The sequence below is a fragment of the Streptococcus entericus DSM 14446 genome, assembly GCF_000380025.1.
GTDB classification, from domain to species: Bacteria; Bacillota; Bacilli; order Lactobacillales; family Streptococcaceae; genus Streptococcus; species Streptococcus entericus.
Genome location: NZ_KB904186.1, coordinates 1 through 19,939, shown reverse-complemented (window position 1 = coordinate 19,939; position 19,939 = coordinate 1). Strand labels below are relative to the sequence as shown.

Sequence of the window (19,939 nt, the reverse complement as noted above, 5' to 3'; positions counted from 1 at the left end):
AAGAGGAAAAGGAAAAGAACAATGACAATTTCAAAAGTAATGATTATCGGTTCAGGTCAAATGGGTAGCGGTATTGCTCAAGTATTTGCACAATCTGGTTTCACAGTTTATCTCAATGACATCAACGAAGAATTTGTAAAACGTGGTTTGAAAGGCATCCAAAAACAATTGGCTCGTTCAGTAGCCCGTGAGCGTTTGACACAAGAACAAGCGGGAGAAATCTTCGACCGCATTATTCCTTCAGTGGATTATGCAGATGCGAAAGACGTAGAATTGGTTGTTGAAGCAGCAACTGAAAACCGTGATATCAAACTCAGCATTTTCAAACAATTGGATGAAATCACTGGTGAAAATACCATTCTGGCTTCGAACACTTCTTCACTTTCTATTACAGACATCGCTGCAGCGACAGGTCGTCCTGATAAAGTTGTTGGTTTGCATTTCTTCAACCCTGCACCAGTGATGAAATTGGTTGAAATTATTAAAGCCATCCAGACATCAACTGAGACTGTTCACTTGATGGAAGAATTAGCTGGTCAAATCAATAAGACAGCGGTTCGTGTTGCGGATTCTTACGGATTTGTTGTCAACCGTATCTTGATTCCAATGATCAATGAAGCTATCTTTGTGCTCGGTGAAGGTGTGGCAGAAGCAGAAGAAATTGATGAAGCAATGAAATTGGGTGCCAACCATCCGATTGGTCCATTGGCACTTGGTGATTTGATTGGTTTGGATGTCGTATTGGCCATCATGAACGTATTGAACAATGGTTTCAACGATCCAAAATACCGTCCAGCACCACTCCTTAAGAAAATGGTTGAAGCAGGTAAACTTGGCCGTAAGACAGGCGAAGGTTTCTTTAAATATTAAGAGAGAGCAGAGTTAGAAAGAGGTAAAAATATGAAAGAAGCAGTAATTGTCTCAGCAGTTCGGACACCGATTGGTAGCTTCGGTGGATCATTAAAAGATGTTTCAGCAGTTGATTTAGGTGTGACAGTGGTAAAAGGTGCAATTGAGCGCGCTGGCTTGAAACCAGAACAAGTAGATGAAGTCATTTTGGGGAATGTCTTGAGTGGTGGCCTTGGCCAAAATATGGCACGCCAAGTCAGCGTAAAATCAGGTATTCCAATTTCAAGTCCCGCATTTACCATCAATAAAGTATGTGGATCAGGTTTGAAAACCATCCAATTGGCAGCGCAAGCTATTATGCTAGGGGATGCAGATATCATCGTAGCAGGTGGAGCTGAAAGCATGAGTCAAGCACCGTATGTCCTGCAACAACAACGTTGGGGTTCGCGTATGGGCGACAGCAAGGTTGTAGATACCCTTTTGCGTGATGGTTTGGTGGATGCGTTTGACGATTACCATATGGGAATCACCGCAGAAAATGTTGCTGAGAAATATAACATCACGCGCGAACAACAGGACACCTTTGCTGTTCATTCACAACGCAAAGCAGTTGCAGCAGTCAAAGCTGGTCGTTTTAAAGAAGAAATTGTTCCAGTTCTTGTGCCGCAACGTAAGGGTGACCCAATCGTATTTGATACGGATGAATACCCACGTGAAAATGCGTCATTGGAAGGTATGGCTAAGTTGCGTACTGCCTTCAAGAAAGATGGTACAGTAACAGCTGGGAACGCTTCTGGTATCAATGATGGTGCAGCAGCCGTGGTCGTAACATCTCGTGAAAAAGCGGAAGAACTTGGACTTGAAATCCTTGCGACTATCAAATCCTATGCAAGTGCTGGTTTAGAACCAGAATACATGGGTTGTGGCCCCATCTACGCTACTCGTAAAGCCTTAGAAAAAGCAGACTTGAAAGTCAGCGACCTTGATTTGATTGAATCAAATGAAGCTTTTGCAGCACAAGCATGCGCAGTCAACCAAGAACTCGGTTTGAACACAGATATTGTCAACGTTAATGGTGGGGCAATTGCTCTAGGACACCCTATCGGCGCATCTGGTGCTCGTATCTTCGTTACTTTACTTCACGAAATGCAAAAACGTGATGCCAAACGTGGATTAGCAACTCTCTGTATCGGTGGCGGTATGGGGACTGCTGTAATCGTTGAACGGTAGTAGGGGGTAGTAGCGATGACGAAACAACCAAATCGTTGGCTGATTTTAGCAGCTGCTATTCTCACAAACCTTTCATTGGGAACAGGGTATGCCTGGTCTGTTTTCCAAGCAGCCTTATTGGAAACCAATGCCAGTAAGGGTTGGGAACTGTCACAGACATCCCTAGCCTTCAGTATTTCCTTTGCCATGGTCCCTGTTGGAATGATTCTTTTTGGACCAAAAATAGATGCGCAAGGGCCAAAGAAATTTGTTTTCTTAGGCGGTATCTTGTTCGGTCTAGGTATGTTCTTGACAGGATTTGCTACTAGTATTCCACTTCTCTATGTAACTTACGGTGTCCTTCTCGGGCTTGGTATTGGCTCAGCCTATGGTGCAGCAACATCAGTTGCTGTAAAATGGTTCCCTGATAAAAAGGGCTTGGCTGGTGGTTTGACAGCAGCAGGCTTTGGCTCAGGCCCAATTATCTTTTCACCCATTATCAAGAGCTTGATTGCTTCAGTAGGGGTCTATCGTACCTTTAACATTCTTGGTTTGGTTCTATTGGTCATCATTTGTGGTGCTTCTATTGTGATGGAAAAAGCACCTACAACAAAAGGAGCAGCAGAACAAGTAGTGCTAGATGGCAAGACCTACAAAGAAATGCTCAAAGAAGGAAACTTCTGGTTACTCTGGCTGATTTACACTCTTGGAGCGACAGGAGGTATGATGATGATTGGTACGGCAAGTGATATTGCCAAAACATACGCATTAGCCGACCCTGTACTGGTTGTAATGTTAGTCAGTTTAGCCAATACTTTCGGACGTATCTTCTGGGGAGTGATTTCTGATAAAATTGGACGCTATTTTACCGTTGTTGCCATGTTTATGGTTATAGCAGTAGGCCTATTCTTACTTGCTTCTAATCAATCGCTTGGTGCTAGTTTAGGTATTATTGGTGTAATGATGGTAGCACTTTCTTTCGGTGGTTTCCTTGGAGCCTTCCCTGGAATTACTGCTGAAAATTGGGGAGTTCAGAATGCAGGTTCTAACTATGGTTGGATGTTTACCGCTTACGGCGTAGCTGCTCTATTTGGCCCGCAATTGGCTACCAACATCAAAACTGCCAATAACGGAGATTATACCCTTGCCTTCTTCATTGTAATTGCAATGGCTCTTATTGGGATACTCTTCCAACTTTACTTTATAAAAAAGCTTAAGAAATCTTAATAGATTTCCCATTTTCCTTCATATGATTCAATAAAGTTACAAGTTTAAGCTTTCTTGTAACTTTTTTAATTTCTATCGCACTAATCTATAAGTCTAGCTTATAGGTTTATTAATTTAATTTAAGTAGACGAAAATTGAAGTTGCTGGTACAATAATATTGTAAGCGTTTTACATTTTGAAGAAGTGAAGTAAGGTACATTTGTTGACGTTAGGTACCTTCGCTAAAAATTCAAAATAGGAGAACACACTATGAGTAACACTGTCTTGCTGGAAGTAAAGGAGCAAATTGGTTACATCACAATCAATCGACCAGAAGCCTTGAACGCACTTAGTTCACAAGTATTATCAGACTTGGATAAGGTACTGGATGATGTAAAAGAAAATGATGACATTCGTGTTGTTATCGTGACAGGATCTGGAGAAAAAGCATTTGTCGCAGGCGCTGACATCAAAGAGATGGATAAAATGACGCCAACAGAAGCTTTTGAATATATGACTTATGCGAACGACGTCTTTTCTAAATTAGAACAACTTCGCCAACCAACGATTGCAGCTGTAAATGGCTATGCGCTCGGTGGTGGTATGGAGTTAGCTCTCTCAACAGATATTCGTCTTGGTCATGAGAAAACCTTGCTTGGCTTCCCAGAAGTTGGTTTAGGGATTATTCCTGGTTTTGCTGGAACGCAACGCATGCCACGCCTTATCGGAACAAGCAAAGCAAAAGAATTAATTTTCACAGCTCGCCATGTGAAAGCAGAAGAAGCAGTTGCACTAGGCATTTTAAATCGTTTGGTCCCTGCTGAAAATCTTCTTGAAGAAGCTGAAAATCTTGCACGTAGTATCATGAAGAATGCTCCGCTTGCGGTTGAAAAAGCAAAACATGTGATCACTGTTGGTATTGATCTTCCCCTTCAAAATGCCATTCGTTTGGAAACAGAAGCAGAAGCACTCCTCTTCTCAACAGAAGACAAAGTAGAGGGCATGGGAGCTTTTGTAGAAAAACGAAAAGCAGCATTTAAACGGAAATAAGGGAGGAGAAGACATGGCAAAGATTGTTGATGTTCAAGAAGCAATTAGCTTAGTCAAACAAGGAGATGTTGTCGGAATTTCAGGTTTTCTTGGTGTTGGGGAACCCTTTGAATTAATTGAAGAATTGGTCAAACAAAACACAGGTGATTTAACACTGGTCTCTGTTGTGACCTCGCACCCTGGTAAAGAAGTGGGAGTAGGTCGACTCTGTGAAAATTATCAAGTGAAAAAATACATCGCAGCCCACGTGGGAACATCTGCAGCTGCTCAACGTGCTTACTTTGAAGAAGCCATGGAAGTTGAATTTACACCAATGGGAACAGTTGTTGAGCGATTGCATGCTGCTGGAGCTGGGCTGGGGGCCGTTCTTACTCCAACAGGTGTTGGAACCATTCTTGAAGAAACACAAGAAAAGATTACTCGGAATGGCCGTGATTACCTCATTTATGATCCACTCAAGTTGAACGTAGCGCTTATAAAGGCTACGAAAGCTGATGCATACGGAAATTTATTCATCGATGGAACAACTCGGAATATTTCACGTCAATTGGCACTCGCTGCAGATGTAGTGATTGTAGAAACGAATGAAATTGTCGAAGTAGGCGACATCTCACCTGATGATATCTATATTCCAGGTATCTTGGTAGACTATATTGTCCAAGGTCTTTCTACAAGCGAGCATCATAAGATGATGGGTGATTTGTGGACTGAGACAAAGAAATTAGCAGTGAGGTAAGAAGATGAACGCAAAAGAAGTTATTGCACGTCGTGTCGCTTTAGAGTTCCGTGATGGGGACGTTGTCAATTTGGGATTTGGAATTCCAAACTATTCAGCAGATTTTATTCCAGAAGGTGTCAATGTGATACTGCAAGCTGAAAACGGTGCTCTTCGTTTTGGTGAGACACCAACGAAAGAGAATTACAATCCCAATCTTGCAAACTCAGGTGGTGCTCCCATTACCCTAATGCCAGGTGCCTCTACCTTTGATATCCAAACATCATTTGCCATTATTCGTGGTGGACATGTAGATGCAACCGTATTGGGAGCTTTGGAAGTGAGCCAAGATGCTAGTATTGCCAACTGGATTATTCCAGGAAAGTTTGCTCCAGGTATGGGAGGAGCAATGGATCTTCTCGTTGGTGCCAAACGTGTGATTGTAGCAATTCAGCACGTCGATAAGAATGGCAATTCTAAAATTTTAAAAGAATGTACTCTTCCTTTGTCAGCTAAAGGAGTCGTCTCTCGTGTCATTACAGAATTAGCAGTATTTGATTTCCAAGATGGAAAATATTTGTTAAAAGAACTTGCACCGGGCGTGACCGTTGAGGAAGTGTTGGAAAAAACTGCTGGAGATGTGATTGTATCTGAAAATCTCATCACCATGCCGATTTAATATAAGTTAGGGAGCTGATGGTCAGTTTCCTAACTTATTAATTGAAATTCAGAATCTCTAACTAGTTATAGTTAACTACTTAATAGTTAACTACTTCTATGTTATACTAGTTGTGTAAAATATTTTAAGGGAAGGTGAAGCAGCCAATATGGATATTATTCAAATGTACTATTTTATGAATATTGTCGAATGCAGCTGTAATCTTTCCTTAGCAGCAAAGAAAATTCATATTAGCCAATCAGCACTGAGTCAATTTGTTAAAAATTTTGAAGAAAATGAGAATATTCAGCTATTTCATCGAAAAAATGGACGTTTGGACGGATTAACAGAAGCAGGAGAGCGGATTTATCGATATTCCACAGAGATTATCAGCAAGTACGAAGAGATGCAAAATGCCATCCAAAGTGAATCAGCCAAGCAAAAAGGAACGATTCGTTTGGGGCTCCCTTCTCTGATTCTTCGGTTTTATTTCTCAAATATCCTACCAAACTTCTTATTGAAACATCCTCATATTGATATTCAAATTGTTGAGAGTGGTGGAGTGGATTTGCGTCAAAAATTATTGGCAGAAGAACTCAACTACGCTCTATTAATTGAGCCAACTAGCCTTGATACTAAAAAATACGAACAACATATCATTCAGATGGATGAGTATGTAGCCTTTATGGATAAACATCATCCACTGGCGCAAAAAGACTTGTTAGAATGGAAAGATCTAGAAGCTTATCAATTGGGAACCTTTGTAAAAAACTTTACAACTTATGGCCTTGTAGAGGAAAAATTAAAAAAAGAAAAAATCAATGCGAAATTAGCTCATTTATCATCTAGTTGGGATTACTTAGTGGAATCAACGTATAAAACAGACATCATCAGTATTTTGCCTGCTCCGATTGAGAATTTATTAGATTATGATCGTTTTAAGGTCGTTCGTTTTAGGGACTTTATTCCTTTTAATATTTGGTTCTGTCGTCCCTATAAAACAAGAGCAAATGATGTTGAAAACTTTGTTTATGAAGAATTTCTAAAACTGTTTTATATGCCTGTATCAGACTAGAAAGGTCAGACACTTGTTTCACGAAGATTTAACTGCTGAAGTATCTCAATACACACATACTCATCTTGCTGGAAAGGCGCGAGAATTTGATGATTCACAAACTTTTCCGCAGGAACACTGGCATTATTTAAGCAAAAATCTGCGTTTATTTGATTGCTTAATTACAAAAGATGCACAACCTCGTTCTTTTCGGACCTTTTTAGAAGCAATCCGTATTATTTCTAAAGAATTCGCTTCTTTGGGAAGCATCTTATTGACACAAGGAATTTATGCTATTTGGACCTTGGAGCATTTTGGAACAGAGGAGCAAAAGGAAGTCTATCTAGAAAGTCTTGTTTCTGGTGAAATACTTGGAGGTTTTGCTTTTTCGGAACAAGATATTCGTCTGAAAAAAGAACTTCCTCAAACACTTGCTATCCAAACAGAGACAGGTTGGATTTTGACAGGTCAAAAACACATGGTTTCAAATGCTAGTCTGGCTGATTTCCTGCTCGTCTTTGCCCGTACACAGACCCTAGAGGGTCAAGAAGGGACTGGTATTTTCATTGTTCATTCTCATCAAGAGGGAGTGACTGTGGGAAAAGCAATTGAAAAATATGGTGTTAAGGCAATGCCGATTGCTCCTGTTACTTTTGACGGTGTCCAATTAGCCAAGGATTCCTTACTAGGGAATCGCTTAGACGCCCTCGAGGTATTGGCTCAGGTTATTGTGAAAATGCGATTAGCAATCAGTGCACAAGCCCTAGGAATTGCTGAAGGGGTCTTTCGAAAAGGGCTGGATTATAGTAGGTTGAAGCGTGGATTTGGTAGACGACCGATTGATGTGAGTGTTAACCAATTCAAATTTTCTGAGATAGAAATGAAATTAGCTGCCTGCAAAGCCTATTACCATGAATATATCCGAGGGAGTATGGTGGATGATCGTCGAGTGTCCATGTTAAAATTACTGACCACTTCAACAGCTCAAGAAGTAGCAGATGAAGTGGTGCGGATCACAGGAGCCTATAGTTTTATTGCCGATAATGATATTGAACGCTATGTGCATGATGCCAAAGTGATTGGGCTTTATGGAGGTGCAGCAGATAGTTTGAAACGAAATATTGCTCAGATTTGGCTAGAGAACTAGAAAAGGATGAGTCTATGGAATTACAAACTTACCAATTTGGAGATATGACGCTTACGTGGTTAAGAGGTGCCGACAAATATACAGATGCTGGGACACTTTTTGGACCAGTTCCAAAAGCAGTCTGGTCTCGATTTTATCCGACAACCGATGATGGTTTAATGGCGGAACTAACCGATCCGATCCTCATTTCCTATCAGGGAAAACAGTACTTGATTGATGCCAGTTTAGGAACTGAAAAATTAGATGCGAAGCAACGGCGGAATTTAGGTGTCCTCTCTGAAAATCGTGTTCTTGAAAGCTTAGCATCCCTTGACCTAAGACCTGAGGACATCGACGTAGTCTTGATGACCCATATGCACAATGATCATGCTGGAGGTTTAACTTCGCTAAAAGATGGTGAAATCGTATCTACGTTTCCAAATGCCACCATTTATATTCAGGAAATTGAGTGGAACGAGGTACGTCATCCAAATAAACGAACACGGGGAACATACCTTAAAGAGAATTGGGAGGCCATTCAGCCACAAGTTCAAACCTTTTCAGAGGAAATGGAAGTGGTCCCTGGCATTGAATTGCACCATACAGGTGGCCACAGCAACGGTCACTCCATCATCCTTTTGAAACAGGGAGAAGAGACCATGATCCATATGGCGGACTTGGTATTGACCCATGTTCACCGCAATCCACTGTGGGTTGCAGCGGTGGATGATTACCCTATGGATTCAATCGCTGCTAAAACCAAATGGGTTAATGAAGCCTATGCCAATGGATACAAGTTCTTCTTTTACCATGACCAGTTCTATGCAGTCTTGCAATTTGATAAAACTGGCCAGGAAGTAAGAGAGTGTGTCAAACGCATCCGAAAACCAATTGTTGATTGGACTGAAAAACAAGAAAAAAGATTGGATGTGACAGACGCGTCATAACTCATTTCCAAAAGTCCGTTACTACTATCGACGGCTTTTGTTTTACTCAACATGAGCCGATTTCAACTATAACAATTCATAATGGAAATATAAGTTTTTCTTATAATAAAGTGGATAAGATCAACTATTGTTGAAATGAGCCTGTCTATATTCCCATTTTTAGCAAAAATCAGCCTTGACTTCCTATAAATAAAGCGTTATCATAGTTTAAAAAACGGAGGAACTAACTATTATGTCGATTACACAATTGCTGAAGATCCAGTATCCTATTTTTCAAGGTGCAATGGCCCAGATTGCCCATTACCAATTGGCCGCTGCAGTATCAGAAGCCGGTGGGTTAGGGATTATTGCTTCTGGTGGTATGACTGGTGAAGAGTTGCGCCATGAAATTCAAGAATTAAAAAAATTAACCGACAAACCATTTGGTGTTAACATCATGCTCATGATGAAAAATATTGAAGAAATTGTGACGGTGATTATTGAAGAAAAAGTACCTGTTGTGACAACTGGTGCAGGAACACCTAAGTTCATCATGCCTTATCTAAAGGAAGCGGGTATCAAAGTTATTCCAGTAGTTGCCAGTGTCAAACACGCTCAAAAAATGCAGGAGTTAGGAGCAGATGCTGTAGTCGCTGAAGGTTGTGAAGCGGGTGGACACATTGGTGAAAGCACCACTATGTCTATGATTCCACAAATTGTTGATTCTGTCGATATACCAGTTATTGCAGCAGGTGGTATGGGAGATGGAAGAGGCGTAGCAGCAGCGTTTGCACTCGGGGCTCAAGGTGTTCAACTAGGAACTATTTTCCTTGCTTCGCAAGAATGTCCTATTTCAGATGCCTATAAACAAGCAGTCTTGGATGCCAATGATACCGCAACTGCTGTTACAGGACGCATTGCTGGAGCACCAGTTCGTTGTATTCGAAATGAAATGACTGAAAAATATATCGAGTTGGAGCGTAATGGAGCAGACCGTGAAGAGTTAGAAGAAATCACGCTTGGTTCGCTGTCAAAAGCTGTTTACGAAGGGGATGTAGTTAATGGTTCTATGATGAGCGGGCAAATTGCCGGCTTGATTAAAGAAATCAAACCATGTGCTGCCATTATCGAAGATTTGTTCACAGAAGCAAAAAACGTCTTATCACAAACAACGATTGATATCTAAAATGGATTGTTGATAACAATCTTATTCTTGCCACTCCTTCAAGGCCAAAGACAAGATTCTTTGGCCTTTTTAAATGAATTTTGGTATAATGGAACAGTTAATAACGATTAGAACAGTAAATTCTAGAATCATTGATATAAAAAAGAGAACTCTATGGCTCGTCCATCCCAAGTCATATTAACCAACATGTGCCTAGTCGAAAATGATCAGGGGCAATTTGTCATGCAAATCAGAAGCCCTGATCGTCGGTATCATTATCTTTTTGCCCAAGTTATGGGCTTTGTTCTCCTGAGAAAGGACCATTATGACGCAAGATTATATTTCTTATATCCGCTCAAAAGTTGGACATGACAAGATTATGCTGACCTTTGCTGGTGGGATTTTGACCGATGATGCTGGTAGGATTTTACTGCAAAAACGTGGGGATTTTGGCAAATGGGGTCTACCAGGCGGTGCTATGGAACTCGGTGAAAGTTCTCTGGAAACAGCCATTCGTGAGTTTGCTGAGGAGACAGGCATTAAGGTGACTGCCAAACGTTTGCTTAACGTTTATACAAACAGCGAGCATCATTATCTCAACGGTGATATTTGCCAGTCCATCACCTTTATCTATGAAATGGTAGCAGAAGAGAGCTATGACATTAGCGCTCACCGTGATGATGAAAGCCTAGAATTACGTTTTTTCACAAAAGAGGAGATTGACCAGTTGGCATTGGCTTTTGACAGCCACCGTTTGATGATTGAAGAATATGTGTCTGGCAGCTTTGCCATGGGACACTAAAAGTAATAGAAAATGAAAGGAGTGGGACGGGTTTGTGTTCCAACTGAACACGGACTAAAAGCTGTGTCAAAAAGATGAACGACCTCGACAATCAGGATTTTCGGGTCATTCCCTATTTTGACTTTGCTTTTGACGTCCTTTGTATCTTAAGTTATGTTTAAATCAGGTTTTGTAGCTATTTTAGGTCGACCAAACGTCGGCAAATCAACGTTTTTGAATTATGTGATGGGACAAAAAATTGCCATCATGAGCGATAAGGCTCAGACGACCCGCAATAAAATCATGGGGATTTATACGACTGAGACGGAGCAAATCGTCTTTATTGACACGCCAGGGATTCATAAGCCCAAGACGGCTCTGGGGGATTTTATGGTAGATGCGGCCTACTCGACCCTGCGTGAGGTGGAGACGGTGCTCTTTATGGTACCTGCTGATGAGAAGCGAGGCAAGGGCGATGATATGATTATCGAGCGCTTGAAAAAGGCCAATATCCCTGTTATTTTGGTCATTAATAAGATTGACAAGGTGCACCCTGACCAGCTCTTGGAGCAGATTGATGACTTCAGGAGTCAGATGGACTTCAAGGAAATTGTGCCGATTTCAGCCACTCAAGGGAACAATGTTAATCGCCTGATGGAGATTCTCAAGGACAATCTGGAAGAGGGCTTCCAGTATTTCCCAGAAGATCAGATTACCGACCATCCCGAGCGGTTCTTGGTGTCGGAGATGATTCGGGAGAAGGTCTTGCATTTGACCCGCGAGGAGATTCCGCATTCGGTAGCGGTGGTTATCGAGTCCATGAAGCGAGATGAGGAGACTGACAAGGTTCATATTCAAGCGACCATCATGGTCGAGCGGGACAGCCAAAAAGGGATTGTCATCGGAAAAGGTGGCGCCATGCTGAAAAAAATCGGCTCCCTTGCCCGCCGTGACATCGAACTCATGCTAGGCGACAAAGTCTTCCTGGAAACCTGGGTCAAAGTCAAGAAAAACTGGCGCGACAAGAAGCTTGACCTCGCTGACTTTGGATATAATGAGAAAGAGTATTAAAATAGCCTACGGATAGGCTATTTTAACCCGAGCTTAGAAAGGCAAAGGTGAGACTTCCTTAATGGGGAGTTTAGGGTCATCGCCTGAAAAAAAGTGCAATGAGGTTCAGTAAACTTTTTAACACAAGCAAAGGAATGGGGAGGAGTGACTGATGATTGAACCTGTTACCGCAAAAACAGTAACGCATTGGGCAGACCTCGCCAGCCAGTTGTGGTCGCCTGAGCCTCAGGACTTGGTGGCAGACTTTTTAGCTGGTCGATTCCCGTATGAGTTTCTTTTTTGGGACAATGGCAGAGCAGTTGCCTTTATCAGTCTGTCTATCCGAAAGGACTATGTTGAAGGGGCAAAAGGCTCTCCTGTTGCATTCTTAGAAGGAGTGTTTGTCTTACCCAGTTATCGTCGCCAAGGGTTGGCTAGAAAACTGGTTACTTTTGCGAGAGAGTGGGCAAAAGGACAGGGATTGAGCCAGATTGCCTCTAATTATGCCCTAGACAACCAAGCGAGTCATTTTTGTCATCAAGCACTCGGCTTTCAGGAAGTCAGCCGAACAGTGAATGTCATACAGGACTGTTGAGGACGATAGTCCTCTTTTTTTTATTGGACAAAACCCATATTTGTCTGAAAAAACAGAAATTTAAGATTTTATAAAGAATTCTTTAAGTTTTCTTTTAACCTAGCGATGTAAACTAGGGCAATCAAAAAAGAAGGGGACTGCTTAATGAAACAAATCAAAAAACATGCCTATACGATTTTATTTTCCAGTGTCTTGCTGACGGCAAATGCCTATAGTCTTCTAAAAACTTTTGTTCTGCCAACAGCGGTGACAAGGGTAGCAGAAACCGGTCAAGTGCAGGCAACGCCCATCAGCTCCAGCACTGGAACAACAACTGGTAGCTCTGCTATGGCCGCAGGCACAGCAACAGTGACCGATACTAGCTACACGGATGATAACATTACCATTAGTATCGAGACGATTCGTCAACAGGACACGACCGTCTACGTGGCGGATGTGCGCATCAGTGATCCGAGCTTGCTCAAGACGGCGCTGGCGCAGGATACCTATGGGACCAATATCACAGCGACGACCTCTAGCACAGCGGCGGTAAACAAGGCCATCTTTGCCGTCAATGGAGACTACTACGGGGCAAACCAGACGGGCTATGTCATCAAAAATGGGGTACTCTACCGTGATGTGGCTAGAAGCAGTGACTATGAGGATTTGGTGCAGTATGCCGATGGAAGGCTGGGTGTGATTTCAGAGAGTGACACGACGGCGCAAGCCTTATTGGACAGTGGTGTGGTCAATACCTTTACCTTTGGACCAACCTTGGTTAAGGATGGTGACATTGCTGTGTCGACAACTGACGAGGTTGGTCGTGCCATGGCAGATAATCCTCGGACAGCTATTGGAATTATCGAGGAAGAGGACGGCTCTCTTCACTATCTCATCGTCGTCTCTGACGGCCGCAGCGATGAGAGCTCTGGTCTGACCCTCTATGAACTGGCTGAGGTCATGCAGAGTTATGGCGCTGATTTAGCCTATAACCTAGACGGCGGTGGCTCGTCTACCATGTACTTCAACGGTCAGGTGGTCAACAAACCGACCACCAATGGCAACACAATTAAAGAAAGGGCGGTGAGTGATATTGTTTACATCGGTTACTAGACAAACACAGCGAAAAAGCATGGTGATGTTAACCTTACTTAGTCTTTTCCTCATCTTATTTAATCAGATTTACGAGAGTTTCAGCTACGGGGAGAGTTCGCTCTATATGCGGTTCATGTTTGTCATACCGTTGCTTGGGGCGGGACTCTACCTCTTGTCAGCTCTAGGTCTGGCATGGTTGCGCAACCGTGCAGCTGTTAGTCTCTTCAACTCTAGCCTAGCCATCGCCATCAGCGCTTGTCTGGTCAAGGGCATCATCGAGATATCTGGGCGGTCAACGACCATCGACACCCCCTACTGGTGGGCAGGTCTCGCCTTTCTCGCCCTCAGCTTGGTGGCTGGTCACCTCTTTCCCCACAGAAAGGAGAAACGCCTATGATTATTCTTATTCCTGCTTATGAACCCGACGAGAAGCTTGTCGGTATCGTTCAATACATTACTCATCGCACGAACGCTCAAGTCCTGGTTATCGACGACGGCAGTGGCCCTGCCTATGCGCCTTACTTTGAGGCGGTTAAGGGCCTTGGGGCAACGGTTCTGACCCATGCGGTCAACCGTGGCAAGGGGGCGGCGCTCAAGACTGGCTTTGCCTATATTAGGAACATGGCAGAGCAGGAGACGGTGATTGTCACCGCAGATAGCGATGGTCAGCACTTGGTTGAGGACATCGCACGGGTAGCTGTGCGGGTGCAGGCAGAACCAGAGCGTCTGGTCTTAGGGGCTCGGAGCTTTGTTGGCAAGGTGCCTGCCAGAAGCCGTTTTGGAAACAAGGTCACTGCAGTGCTCTTTCGTCTGGCAACAGGTCAGCCAGTAACCGACACCCAGACGGGCTTACGTGGTTTTTCGACCCAGCACTTGGATTGGTTACTCAGCCTGTCTGGCGAGCGTTTTGAATACGAGTTCAATATGCTTCTGGACAGTAAGCGTGCTGGTTTTACGCTTGTTGAAGAACCCATTCAAACCATCTACATCGAAGAAAATAAGTCCTCGCATTTCAGACCGATTCGAGATTCCCTGCGGATTTATGCACCATTTGTCACATTTTTAGCGAGTAGTGGTGCGGCAGCCTTGTTAGATATGGGCTTGTTGGTGGTTATGATGACCTTGACCCAAAATCTCTTGCTCTCTGTCATTGTGGCTCGCCTTCTTAGCGCAGGTCTTCAGTACCTGCTTAATGCCAAACTGGTTTTTCACCAGAACAAACGAACAGTCACCTCACTCCTGCGGTATGGTCTTTTGGTCATCACCCTCCTTGCCTGCAACGCCTTGCTCCTGCAAGCTCTGGTCAGTCTAGGGCTTGGCTTGGTGCTGGCAAAAGTGTTCACCGAAGTTGTGCTGTTTTTGGTCAGTTACCGTGTCCAACAGGGGCTGGTATTTGGGTAAAGGATTAACAGGTCTTGCTAGTGATTGTTGCTCAGGCTAGTTTGTGATGCTTAAGCTAGGTTATCGTTCTGATTATAAGGCTTTCTCAAGAAAAATCGAGGATGTATCAGAAAGAACAGGTATGCCATTACAACGTAAAAACGGAATGGTAGAATCCGATGATTAAGTGCCACTGGCCAGGACGTGGTTTGGCAACCACGCAAAAAAGCCTCAGCATTGCAAATGCTGAGGCTTTCCGTTGCTCATGGTCTAGGAAACATCATCCTTTCGCGGAAACAATATGACACATTTACGGAGCAGGTGCAAGGAAGTGCGTTTTTTGAGAAGTTCTGACTTTTAAAAATAAGTCTACTTATTTCTGTTTTTAATGACAAAGTAGACCCAAGCGAATGAACAGAGGTTAAAAAAGGCAAATGAAAAAACGGTGAGGATGATAGCTTTTGTGTCTAAATAACCCATCTCGAGACCTCTTTTTAAAAATAACAAGGTTGTAGTTTCGATGATAGTCAAAAGTAAAAAAACAAAAAAAATTTCTGCCTTAAACATAGTGTTACCGCTTTCTTTTTTATTTAATATTGTACAATAAAAATTGAAAAAAATCCAAAATATAAAGGATTTTGATGACTGCTGTTGCCACTCTATTCTTTCAGATTTTAGTCGAAGTGACCTCGCTCATTTCTTGAGTAATGCTTAAGCAGACTTGTCTCTGTCTTCGTTCAGGTTTTGATAGATGGTTTTATAATATCCCTTAAAAGGGCATCCTCCTCTCTTTCTGATACTGTTTCTGAGAGCAGATAAAGATGTCCTTTTATTGAGTGTCATTTTACAGATGAGAGACCGATAATTTTCCTCTGTTCAATTCAATTTAGGCTGTTTATTTCTTAAAATTATGTTATAATAGCACTAAAGATTAGATTGAGGAATACTATGAAAAAATCTTATCGAGTGAAGCGTGACAGGGATTTTCAGCTTGTATTCAAAGAAGGTCAGAGCTATGCCAATCGCCAGTTTGTGGTCTACAGTTTAAATAGGCAATTAGATCACTTGAGATTAGGGTTATCCGTCAGCAAAAAGCTCGGAAATGCTGTTCGTCGCAATCGAGTGAAACGCCAACTGCGCCATCTCATCATGGAATTTGAGCCTGATTTGAAAACCTATGACATGGTGATTATCGCTCGCAAGGGTGTCGAAGACTTGACCTATGTGCAGATGAAGCAACACCTCTCTCATGTTTTAACCAAAGCAAAGCTTTATAAGGAGACGATCGCTTGAAAAAAGGGAAATTAACCATTTTAATGTTATTCAGCCTGCTGTTCTTGGTTGGCTGTCAATCAAGTAGCCAAGTCGCAGATATTACTAGTTCATCAACCTCTCTATGGGAAAAGTTTGTCTTTTTCTTTGCTCAAATGATTAAAAGTCTATCATTTGGAGGTCTGACTGGCTTAGGTATCATCCTGTTTACTATTGTTATTCGGATTGTTCTGCTACCACTTTACAATATGCAGATTAAATCGAGCCAGAAAATGCAAGCACTTCAACCTCAATTGCGTGCTTTGCAAGCCAAGTATCCTGGCAAGGATATGGACAGCAGGGTGCAGTTGTCGGAGGAAACACAAGCTCTCTATAAGGAACAAGGGATCAACCCTTGGGCAAGTTTTCTGCCACTATTTTTGCAGTTGCCTATTCTAATGGCGCTCTTCCAAGCCCTTACTCGCGTTGAGTTTTTACGAGAGGGACATTTTCTCTGGTTAGAAATTGCCAAGCCAGACCCATACTTTATTTTGCCAATTTTAGCAGCTGGATTTACGTTCTTATCAACTTGGCTGACCAGCAAAGCGAACCCAAACAAGGATACGATGACGACGGTAATGACCTATATCGCCCCTGGATTGATTTTACTTTTCGCTGTGCAGGTTGCTAGCGGTGTGGCCCTTTACTGGACAGCCTCTAATGCCTTTCAAGTGGCCCAGCTCTTGCTATTTAACAACCCCTTTAAGGTTATTGCAGAGCGTGAAGCAGCTGAACGTGCGGTTAAAGAAAAAGAAGCAAAAATCAGACGAGCTAAGAAAAAAATGGCTAAGCGTCGCTAACCTTAGTCAAGTATGAAAATGAAATAGAGAAAAGCAGTTGTATCAAGGAGGAAACAATGGCAGTATTTACAGGGTCCAACGTTGAAGAAGCAGTTGAAAAAGGTCTGACCAGTTTAGGCTTAACACGTTCACAGGCAAATATTGTTATTTTAGCCAAGGAATCAAAAGGATTTTTAGGATTATTTGGTAAGAAACCAGCTCAAGTCGAGATCTCTCCACTGGTTGAAAACCGTGAGCAAGAAGAATTGGTTTCAGAGCCTGTCCAAGTTGAGGAACCAACTAGTCAAGTTGTTGCAGACGAGCAAGTGTCCTTGTCAGAGCAGACAGAGAAAACTGCACCAAAGCAGGAAGATAAGGACTTTGAGGCTTTTATTGCTCAGGAATTTGATGGGATTGAAGAGGCTGTCGAAAGCCCCAAAATGATTGAACAGGCTCAAGAAGATGTGTTGTCTTATGTTCAACAGATTATTTATGATATGGATTTAGAAGCTGATATTAGCATTAAAAGAAGTCGACGCCAGATCATTTTGCAGATTGATACTCCTGAGCCAGGTCGTATTATCGGCTATCATGGCAAGGTTTTGAAATCTTTACAGCTTTTAGCTCAGAACTATTTGCATGATCGCTATTCTCGCCATTTCAATGTGATGCTTAATGTTCACGATTATCTAGAACATCGTACAGAAACTCTGGTCGATATGGCTCATCGCTCTGCGCGCCGAGTGCTAGATAATGGACGTCCGCATCGTTTGGAACCGATGAGCAACAACGAGCGTAAAATTATCCATAAAACGATTTCTCAAATTTCTGGTGTTGAGAGTTATTCAGAAGGTGAAGATCCAGAACGTTATGTTGTCATCGTATCCAGAGATTAGTCATGCTTACGCACTTGTGCCCGCGGGTACAGGTGCGTTATTTTTTATTATGTCGGGATGCGGTTGTTCCCGACTTTACGAGTGGGCGGATGAGGTAAAATAAAATCTCTAGTTTCTCTGGTTATTATCAAAGTGCGACTTTTTGTAGACCTTGTGAGTATATTTACTTGCGAAACTAGTTAATATTTGTTAAAATGATAATGTTTGTATACTGCTTTAAGTGGTATAAAAATAATTAAATATCTTTATAAAGGAAAGCGATATGAGGAAAAAAATATTTATCCCATTTATCCTAATTTTCAGCCTATTTCTGAGTTTATTGACTCCAAGTGTGTCAAATGTGCTGGCACAAGAACAGGGAGATGTCATTACTGAAATGACTGTCACAGATGCAGAAGGGAAACCCATCACAGGAGATATTAGTCAATGGCAGACCTTTCGTATCAACGGTAAGTTTAGCTTGCCAGATAATACTGTAAAGGCAGGTGACACAACAACAGTTACTCTACCTCCCGAAATACAATTTAGCGGTCAAGCGACTTTTGAACTTAGAGATGAGCAGAAAGAGCTAGTAGGTACAGGTGTTGTAAATAATAACAATCCTCGTGAAATTATCATTACCTATACCAAATATCCTGAAACTAAATCTGGGGTTAAGGGGTCATTCTATTTTTATGTAAAGTTTGATTTTAATGTTGTTCCGACACGCAAAGAAGTCCCAATTGATATTAAAGTCAGTGGCAAGATCATGCATGCTGGGAACGTCACTTATGAGGGTATCGGTCAAATCGACAAATCTGATATAGCCAAGTCAGGTTGGCAAGATAAAGATGATCCTAAAATAGGACATTTTTACATCGACATTAACCGAGGCAACAAGGATATGTCAGATATTAAATTGGTTGATGTATTAAAAGACCCAAATGTAACCTACATCCCTGACAGTTTCAGAATTTATAGAGGAACCCTTGATTTTAGGAATGGTGACTGGGGAATGTATGACGAAGAACTCATCACTGATGAAGTTCTTCCAGATCGCGATGCGGTCGCAAATAGCAATACATTTACGCTTCACTTTGGTAACCTTTTGAAAGATAAAGGTATTCGCATATTTTATGATGTGAAATTGGGACATACTCCAGTAGATAGTGAGAAGTTCCTCAACGATGCGACTTTGACAACTGCTGAAGGAATTGAGGAACTGGTTCATTCTGGCTATACTTTCTATGCAGCCGGTGGTAAGGCTGAAGGTTATGTTTACAAGATAAAAATCAAAAAAGTAAACGAACAAAGGGAAGCATTAGAAGGAGCAACTTTTGATGTTATCCGTGAGCGGACAGGTCGTTCTGTTGGTACCATCACTACTGATGCAAAAGGAGAAGGAACACTTGGAGATCTCCTGAACGATACCTACATTTTAAGAGAAACAGAGGCACCAAGAGGATATGTCAAAGCCGAAGATGTGAAAATTAATCCATCAGACTTTGATGCAGATACAAAATTAGCAACCAAACAAATTATTAACAAACAAGAAACCATCTCTATCCCAGTCACAAAGATTTGGGAAGGAGACCAGCCAACGATGCGTCCAGAAACGATTACCGTTCAACTCTTAGCAGATGGTGAGGAAGTTTCAGGTAAGACTCTTAAGTTAGATGCTACTTCTGATTGGAAAGGAACTTTTACTGATCTTCCAAAAATGAAAGACGGTAAAGAAATCGTCTATACCATCAAAGAAGTGGTTGTTCCGAAAGGTTACACTTCTGAAATTAGCGGTGATGCGACAACAGGTTATACTGTCACAAACACCTACAGAACTACCCCAACAACAGCTACCATTGTTGCCAAAAAAACACTGGAAAATAGAGATTTGTTGGCTGATGAATTCTCGTTTAAACTTGCCAAGGAAGATGGTGAGGTCATCAAGACAGTGACGAATGATGGCGCTGGGAATATTAAGTTTCCAGAACTCTCATTTGATAAGGCTGGGATTTATAATTACACCATCACAGAAGTGAAGGGTACTGATTCAACAATTACCTATGATGAAACCCCTGTAAAAGTTACTGTAACAGTTAAAGACAATGGCAAAGGACAGTTGGAAGCTCAGGTTTC

Annotated in this window: 20 protein-coding genes and 1 pseudogene; all 21 read left to right on the top strand. The window is 42.1% G+C overall.

Translation table 11 applies throughout. The annotated features are described in order from the left end of the window. Positions 1 to 21 precede the first annotated feature (21 nt). Positions 22 to 870: a 3-hydroxybutyryl-CoA dehydrogenase gene (locus tag A3GW_RS0109935; RefSeq protein ID WP_018369141.1), complete on the top strand. Its 849-nt coding sequence runs from the start codon at positions 22 to 24 to the stop codon at positions 868 to 870. 30 nt (positions 871 to 900) lie between these two features. Continuing rightward, positions 901 to 2,079 carry an acetyl-CoA C-acetyltransferase gene (locus A3GW_RS0109930; RefSeq protein ID WP_018369140.1) on the top strand — a complete coding sequence of 393 codons (1,179 nt, stop codon included), beginning with the start codon at positions 901 to 903 and terminating at the stop codon, positions 2,077 to 2,079. A 15-nt stretch (positions 2,080 to 2,094) separates the two neighbouring features. Further along, positions 2,095 to 3,285, top strand: a complete 1,191-nt coding sequence (locus A3GW_RS0109925; RefSeq protein ID WP_018369139.1) for an L-lactate MFS transporter — start codon at positions 2,095 to 2,097, stop codon at positions 3,283 to 3,285. Between the two features lie 249 nt (positions 3,286 to 3,534). Next, the gene (locus A3GW_RS0109920) at positions 3,535 to 4,314 is read left to right on the top strand and encodes an enoyl-CoA hydratase-related protein (protein ID WP_018369138.1); all 780 of its coding nucleotides are present in this window, start codon (positions 3,535 to 3,537) and stop codon (positions 4,312 to 4,314) included. Positions 4,315 to 4,327: 13 nt separating this feature from the next. Next, complete coding sequence (locus A3GW_RS0109915) at positions 4,328 to 5,050, top strand: CoA transferase subunit A (RefSeq protein WP_018369137.1); 723 nt, start codon at positions 4,328 to 4,330, stop codon at positions 5,048 to 5,050. Positions 5,051 to 5,054: 4 nt separating this feature from the next. Then, positions 5,055 to 5,708: a 3-oxoacid CoA-transferase subunit B gene (locus A3GW_RS0109910; protein ID WP_018369136.1), complete on the top strand. Its 654-nt coding sequence runs from the start codon at positions 5,055 to 5,057 to the stop codon at positions 5,706 to 5,708. A gap of 148 nt (positions 5,709 to 5,856) precedes the next feature. Continuing rightward, positions 5,857 to 6,762, top strand: coding sequence for a LysR family transcriptional regulator (locus A3GW_RS0109905; RefSeq protein ID WP_018369135.1), 906 nt, complete (start codon positions 5,857 to 5,859; stop codon positions 6,760 to 6,762). Between the two features lie 13 nt (positions 6,763 to 6,775). Next, complete coding sequence (locus A3GW_RS0109900) at positions 6,776 to 7,888, top strand: acyl-CoA dehydrogenase family protein (RefSeq protein WP_018369134.1); 1,113 nt, start codon at positions 6,776 to 6,778, stop codon at positions 7,886 to 7,888. A gap of 14 nt (positions 7,889 to 7,902) precedes the next feature. Beyond that, the gene (locus tag A3GW_RS0109895) at positions 7,903 to 8,814 is read left to right on the top strand and encodes an MBL fold metallo-hydrolase (protein ID WP_018369133.1); all 912 of its coding nucleotides are present in this window, start codon (positions 7,903 to 7,905) and stop codon (positions 8,812 to 8,814) included. 232 nt (positions 8,815 to 9,046) lie between these two features. Then, on the top strand, positions 9,047 to 9,979 hold the full coding sequence (locus A3GW_RS0109890; RefSeq protein WP_018369132.1) for a nitronate monooxygenase: 933 nt from the start codon (positions 9,047 to 9,049) through the stop codon (positions 9,977 to 9,979). 153 nt (positions 9,980 to 10,132) lie between these two features. Continuing rightward, positions 10,133 to 10,225, top strand: a pseudogene (locus A3GW_RS12250) (8-oxo-dGTP diphosphatase); the annotation flags it as partial. Positions 10,226 to 10,283: 58 nt separating this feature from the next. Then, positions 10,284 to 10,760 carry an NUDIX hydrolase gene (locus tag A3GW_RS0109885; RefSeq protein ID WP_018369131.1) on the top strand — a complete coding sequence of 159 codons (477 nt, stop codon included), beginning with the start codon at positions 10,284 to 10,286 and terminating at the stop codon, positions 10,758 to 10,760. A 153-nt stretch (positions 10,761 to 10,913) separates the two neighbouring features. Continuing rightward, on the top strand, positions 10,914 to 11,810 hold the full coding sequence (gene era, locus A3GW_RS0109880; RefSeq protein ID WP_018369130.1) for a GTPase Era: 897 nt from the start codon (positions 10,914 to 10,916) through the stop codon (positions 11,808 to 11,810). 151 nt (positions 11,811 to 11,961) lie between these two features. Further along, the gene (locus A3GW_RS0109875; RefSeq protein WP_018369129.1) at positions 11,962 to 12,384 is read left to right on the top strand and encodes a GNAT family N-acetyltransferase; all 423 of its coding nucleotides are present in this window, start codon (positions 11,962 to 11,964) and stop codon (positions 12,382 to 12,384) included. Positions 12,385 to 12,528: 144 nt separating this feature from the next. After that, positions 12,529 to 13,476: a phosphodiester glycosidase family protein gene (locus A3GW_RS0109870; RefSeq protein ID WP_018369128.1), complete on the top strand. Its 948-nt coding sequence runs from the start codon at positions 12,529 to 12,531 to the stop codon at positions 13,474 to 13,476. A 25-nt stretch (positions 13,477 to 13,501) separates the two neighbouring features. Continuing rightward, positions 13,502 to 13,855 (top strand): hypothetical protein, encoded by a 354-nt coding sequence (locus tag A3GW_RS0109865; protein ID WP_018369127.1) that lies wholly within the window; start codon positions 13,502 to 13,504, stop codon positions 13,853 to 13,855. Then, positions 13,852 to 14,859 (top strand): GtrA family protein, encoded by a 1,008-nt coding sequence (locus A3GW_RS0109860; RefSeq protein WP_018369126.1) that lies wholly within the window; start codon positions 13,852 to 13,854, stop codon positions 14,857 to 14,859. The genes A3GW_RS0109865 and A3GW_RS0109860 overlap by 4 nt, the downstream gene beginning before the upstream one ends. 927 nt (positions 14,860 to 15,786) lie before the next feature. Then, the gene (gene rnpA, locus A3GW_RS0109850) at positions 15,787 to 16,131 is read left to right on the top strand and encodes a ribonuclease P protein component (RefSeq protein WP_018369124.1); all 345 of its coding nucleotides are present in this window, start codon (positions 15,787 to 15,789) and stop codon (positions 16,129 to 16,131) included. A 23-nt stretch (positions 16,132 to 16,154) separates the two neighbouring features. Then, a complete protein-coding gene (locus tag A3GW_RS0109845; protein ID WP_040798915.1) occupies positions 16,155 to 16,949 on the top strand; it encodes a YidC/Oxa1 family membrane protein insertase in 795 nt (264 codons plus the stop codon). 56 nt (positions 16,950 to 17,005) lie between these two features. Further along, the gene (gene jag / locus A3GW_RS0109840) at positions 17,006 to 17,824 is read left to right on the top strand and encodes an RNA-binding cell elongation regulator Jag/EloR (RefSeq protein WP_018369122.1); all 819 of its coding nucleotides are present in this window, start codon (positions 17,006 to 17,008) and stop codon (positions 17,822 to 17,824) included. A 262-nt stretch (positions 17,825 to 18,086) separates the two neighbouring features. Further along, on the top strand, positions 18,087 to 19,939 hold a 1,853-nt coding region (locus A3GW_RS0109835), incomplete at its 3' end, for a Cna B-type domain-containing protein (protein ID WP_018369121.1).

Excerpts from the sequence above, each read along its gene's own strand:
- A3GW_RS0109935 (WP_018369141.1), top strand. The coding sequence starts at position 22 with ATGACAATTTCAAAAGTAATGATTATCGGTTCAGGTCAAATGGGTAGC.
- A3GW_RS0109930 (WP_018369140.1), top strand. The coding sequence starts at position 901 with ATGAAAGAAGCAGTAATTGTCTCAGCAGTTCGGACACCGATTGGTAGC.
- A3GW_RS0109925 (WP_018369139.1), top strand. The coding sequence starts at position 2,095 with ATGACGAAACAACCAAATCGTTGGCTGATTTTAGCAGCTGCTATTCTC.
- A3GW_RS0109920 (WP_018369138.1), top strand. The coding sequence starts at position 3,535 with ATGAGTAACACTGTCTTGCTGGAAGTAAAGGAGCAAATTGGTTACATC.
- A3GW_RS0109915 (WP_018369137.1), top strand. The coding sequence starts at position 4,328 with ATGGCAAAGATTGTTGATGTTCAAGAAGCAATTAGCTTAGTCAAACAA.
- A3GW_RS0109910 (WP_018369136.1), top strand. The coding sequence starts at position 5,055 with ATGAACGCAAAAGAAGTTATTGCACGTCGTGTCGCTTTAGAGTTCCGT.
- A3GW_RS0109905 (WP_018369135.1), top strand. The coding sequence starts at position 5,857 with ATGGATATTATTCAAATGTACTATTTTATGAATATTGTCGAATGCAGC.
- A3GW_RS0109895 (WP_018369133.1), top strand. The coding sequence starts at position 7,903 with ATGGAATTACAAACTTACCAATTTGGAGATATGACGCTTACGTGGTTA.
- A3GW_RS0109890 (WP_018369132.1), top strand. The coding sequence starts at position 9,047 with ATGTCGATTACACAATTGCTGAAGATCCAGTATCCTATTTTTCAAGGT.
- A3GW_RS0109885 (WP_018369131.1), top strand. The coding sequence starts at position 10,284 with ATGACGCAAGATTATATTTCTTATATCCGCTCAAAAGTTGGACATGAC.
- era (WP_018369130.1), top strand. The coding sequence starts at position 10,914 with ATGTTTAAATCAGGTTTTGTAGCTATTTTAGGTCGACCAAACGTCGGC.
- A3GW_RS0109875 (WP_018369129.1), top strand. The coding sequence starts at position 11,962 with ATGATTGAACCTGTTACCGCAAAAACAGTAACGCATTGGGCAGACCTC.
- A3GW_RS0109870 (WP_018369128.1), top strand. The coding sequence starts at position 12,529 with ATGAAACAAATCAAAAAACATGCCTATACGATTTTATTTTCCAGTGTC.
- A3GW_RS0109865 (WP_018369127.1), top strand. The coding sequence starts at position 13,502 with ATGTTAACCTTACTTAGTCTTTTCCTCATCTTATTTAATCAGATTTAC.
- A3GW_RS0109860 (WP_018369126.1), top strand. The coding sequence starts at position 13,852 with ATGATTATTCTTATTCCTGCTTATGAACCCGACGAGAAGCTTGTCGGT.
- rnpA (WP_018369124.1), top strand. The coding sequence starts at position 15,787 with ATGAAAAAATCTTATCGAGTGAAGCGTGACAGGGATTTTCAGCTTGTA.
- A3GW_RS0109845 (WP_040798915.1), top strand. The coding sequence starts at position 16,155 with ATGTTATTCAGCCTGCTGTTCTTGGTTGGCTGTCAATCAAGTAGCCAA.
- jag (WP_018369122.1), top strand. The coding sequence starts at position 17,006 with ATGGCAGTATTTACAGGGTCCAACGTTGAAGAAGCAGTTGAAAAAGGT.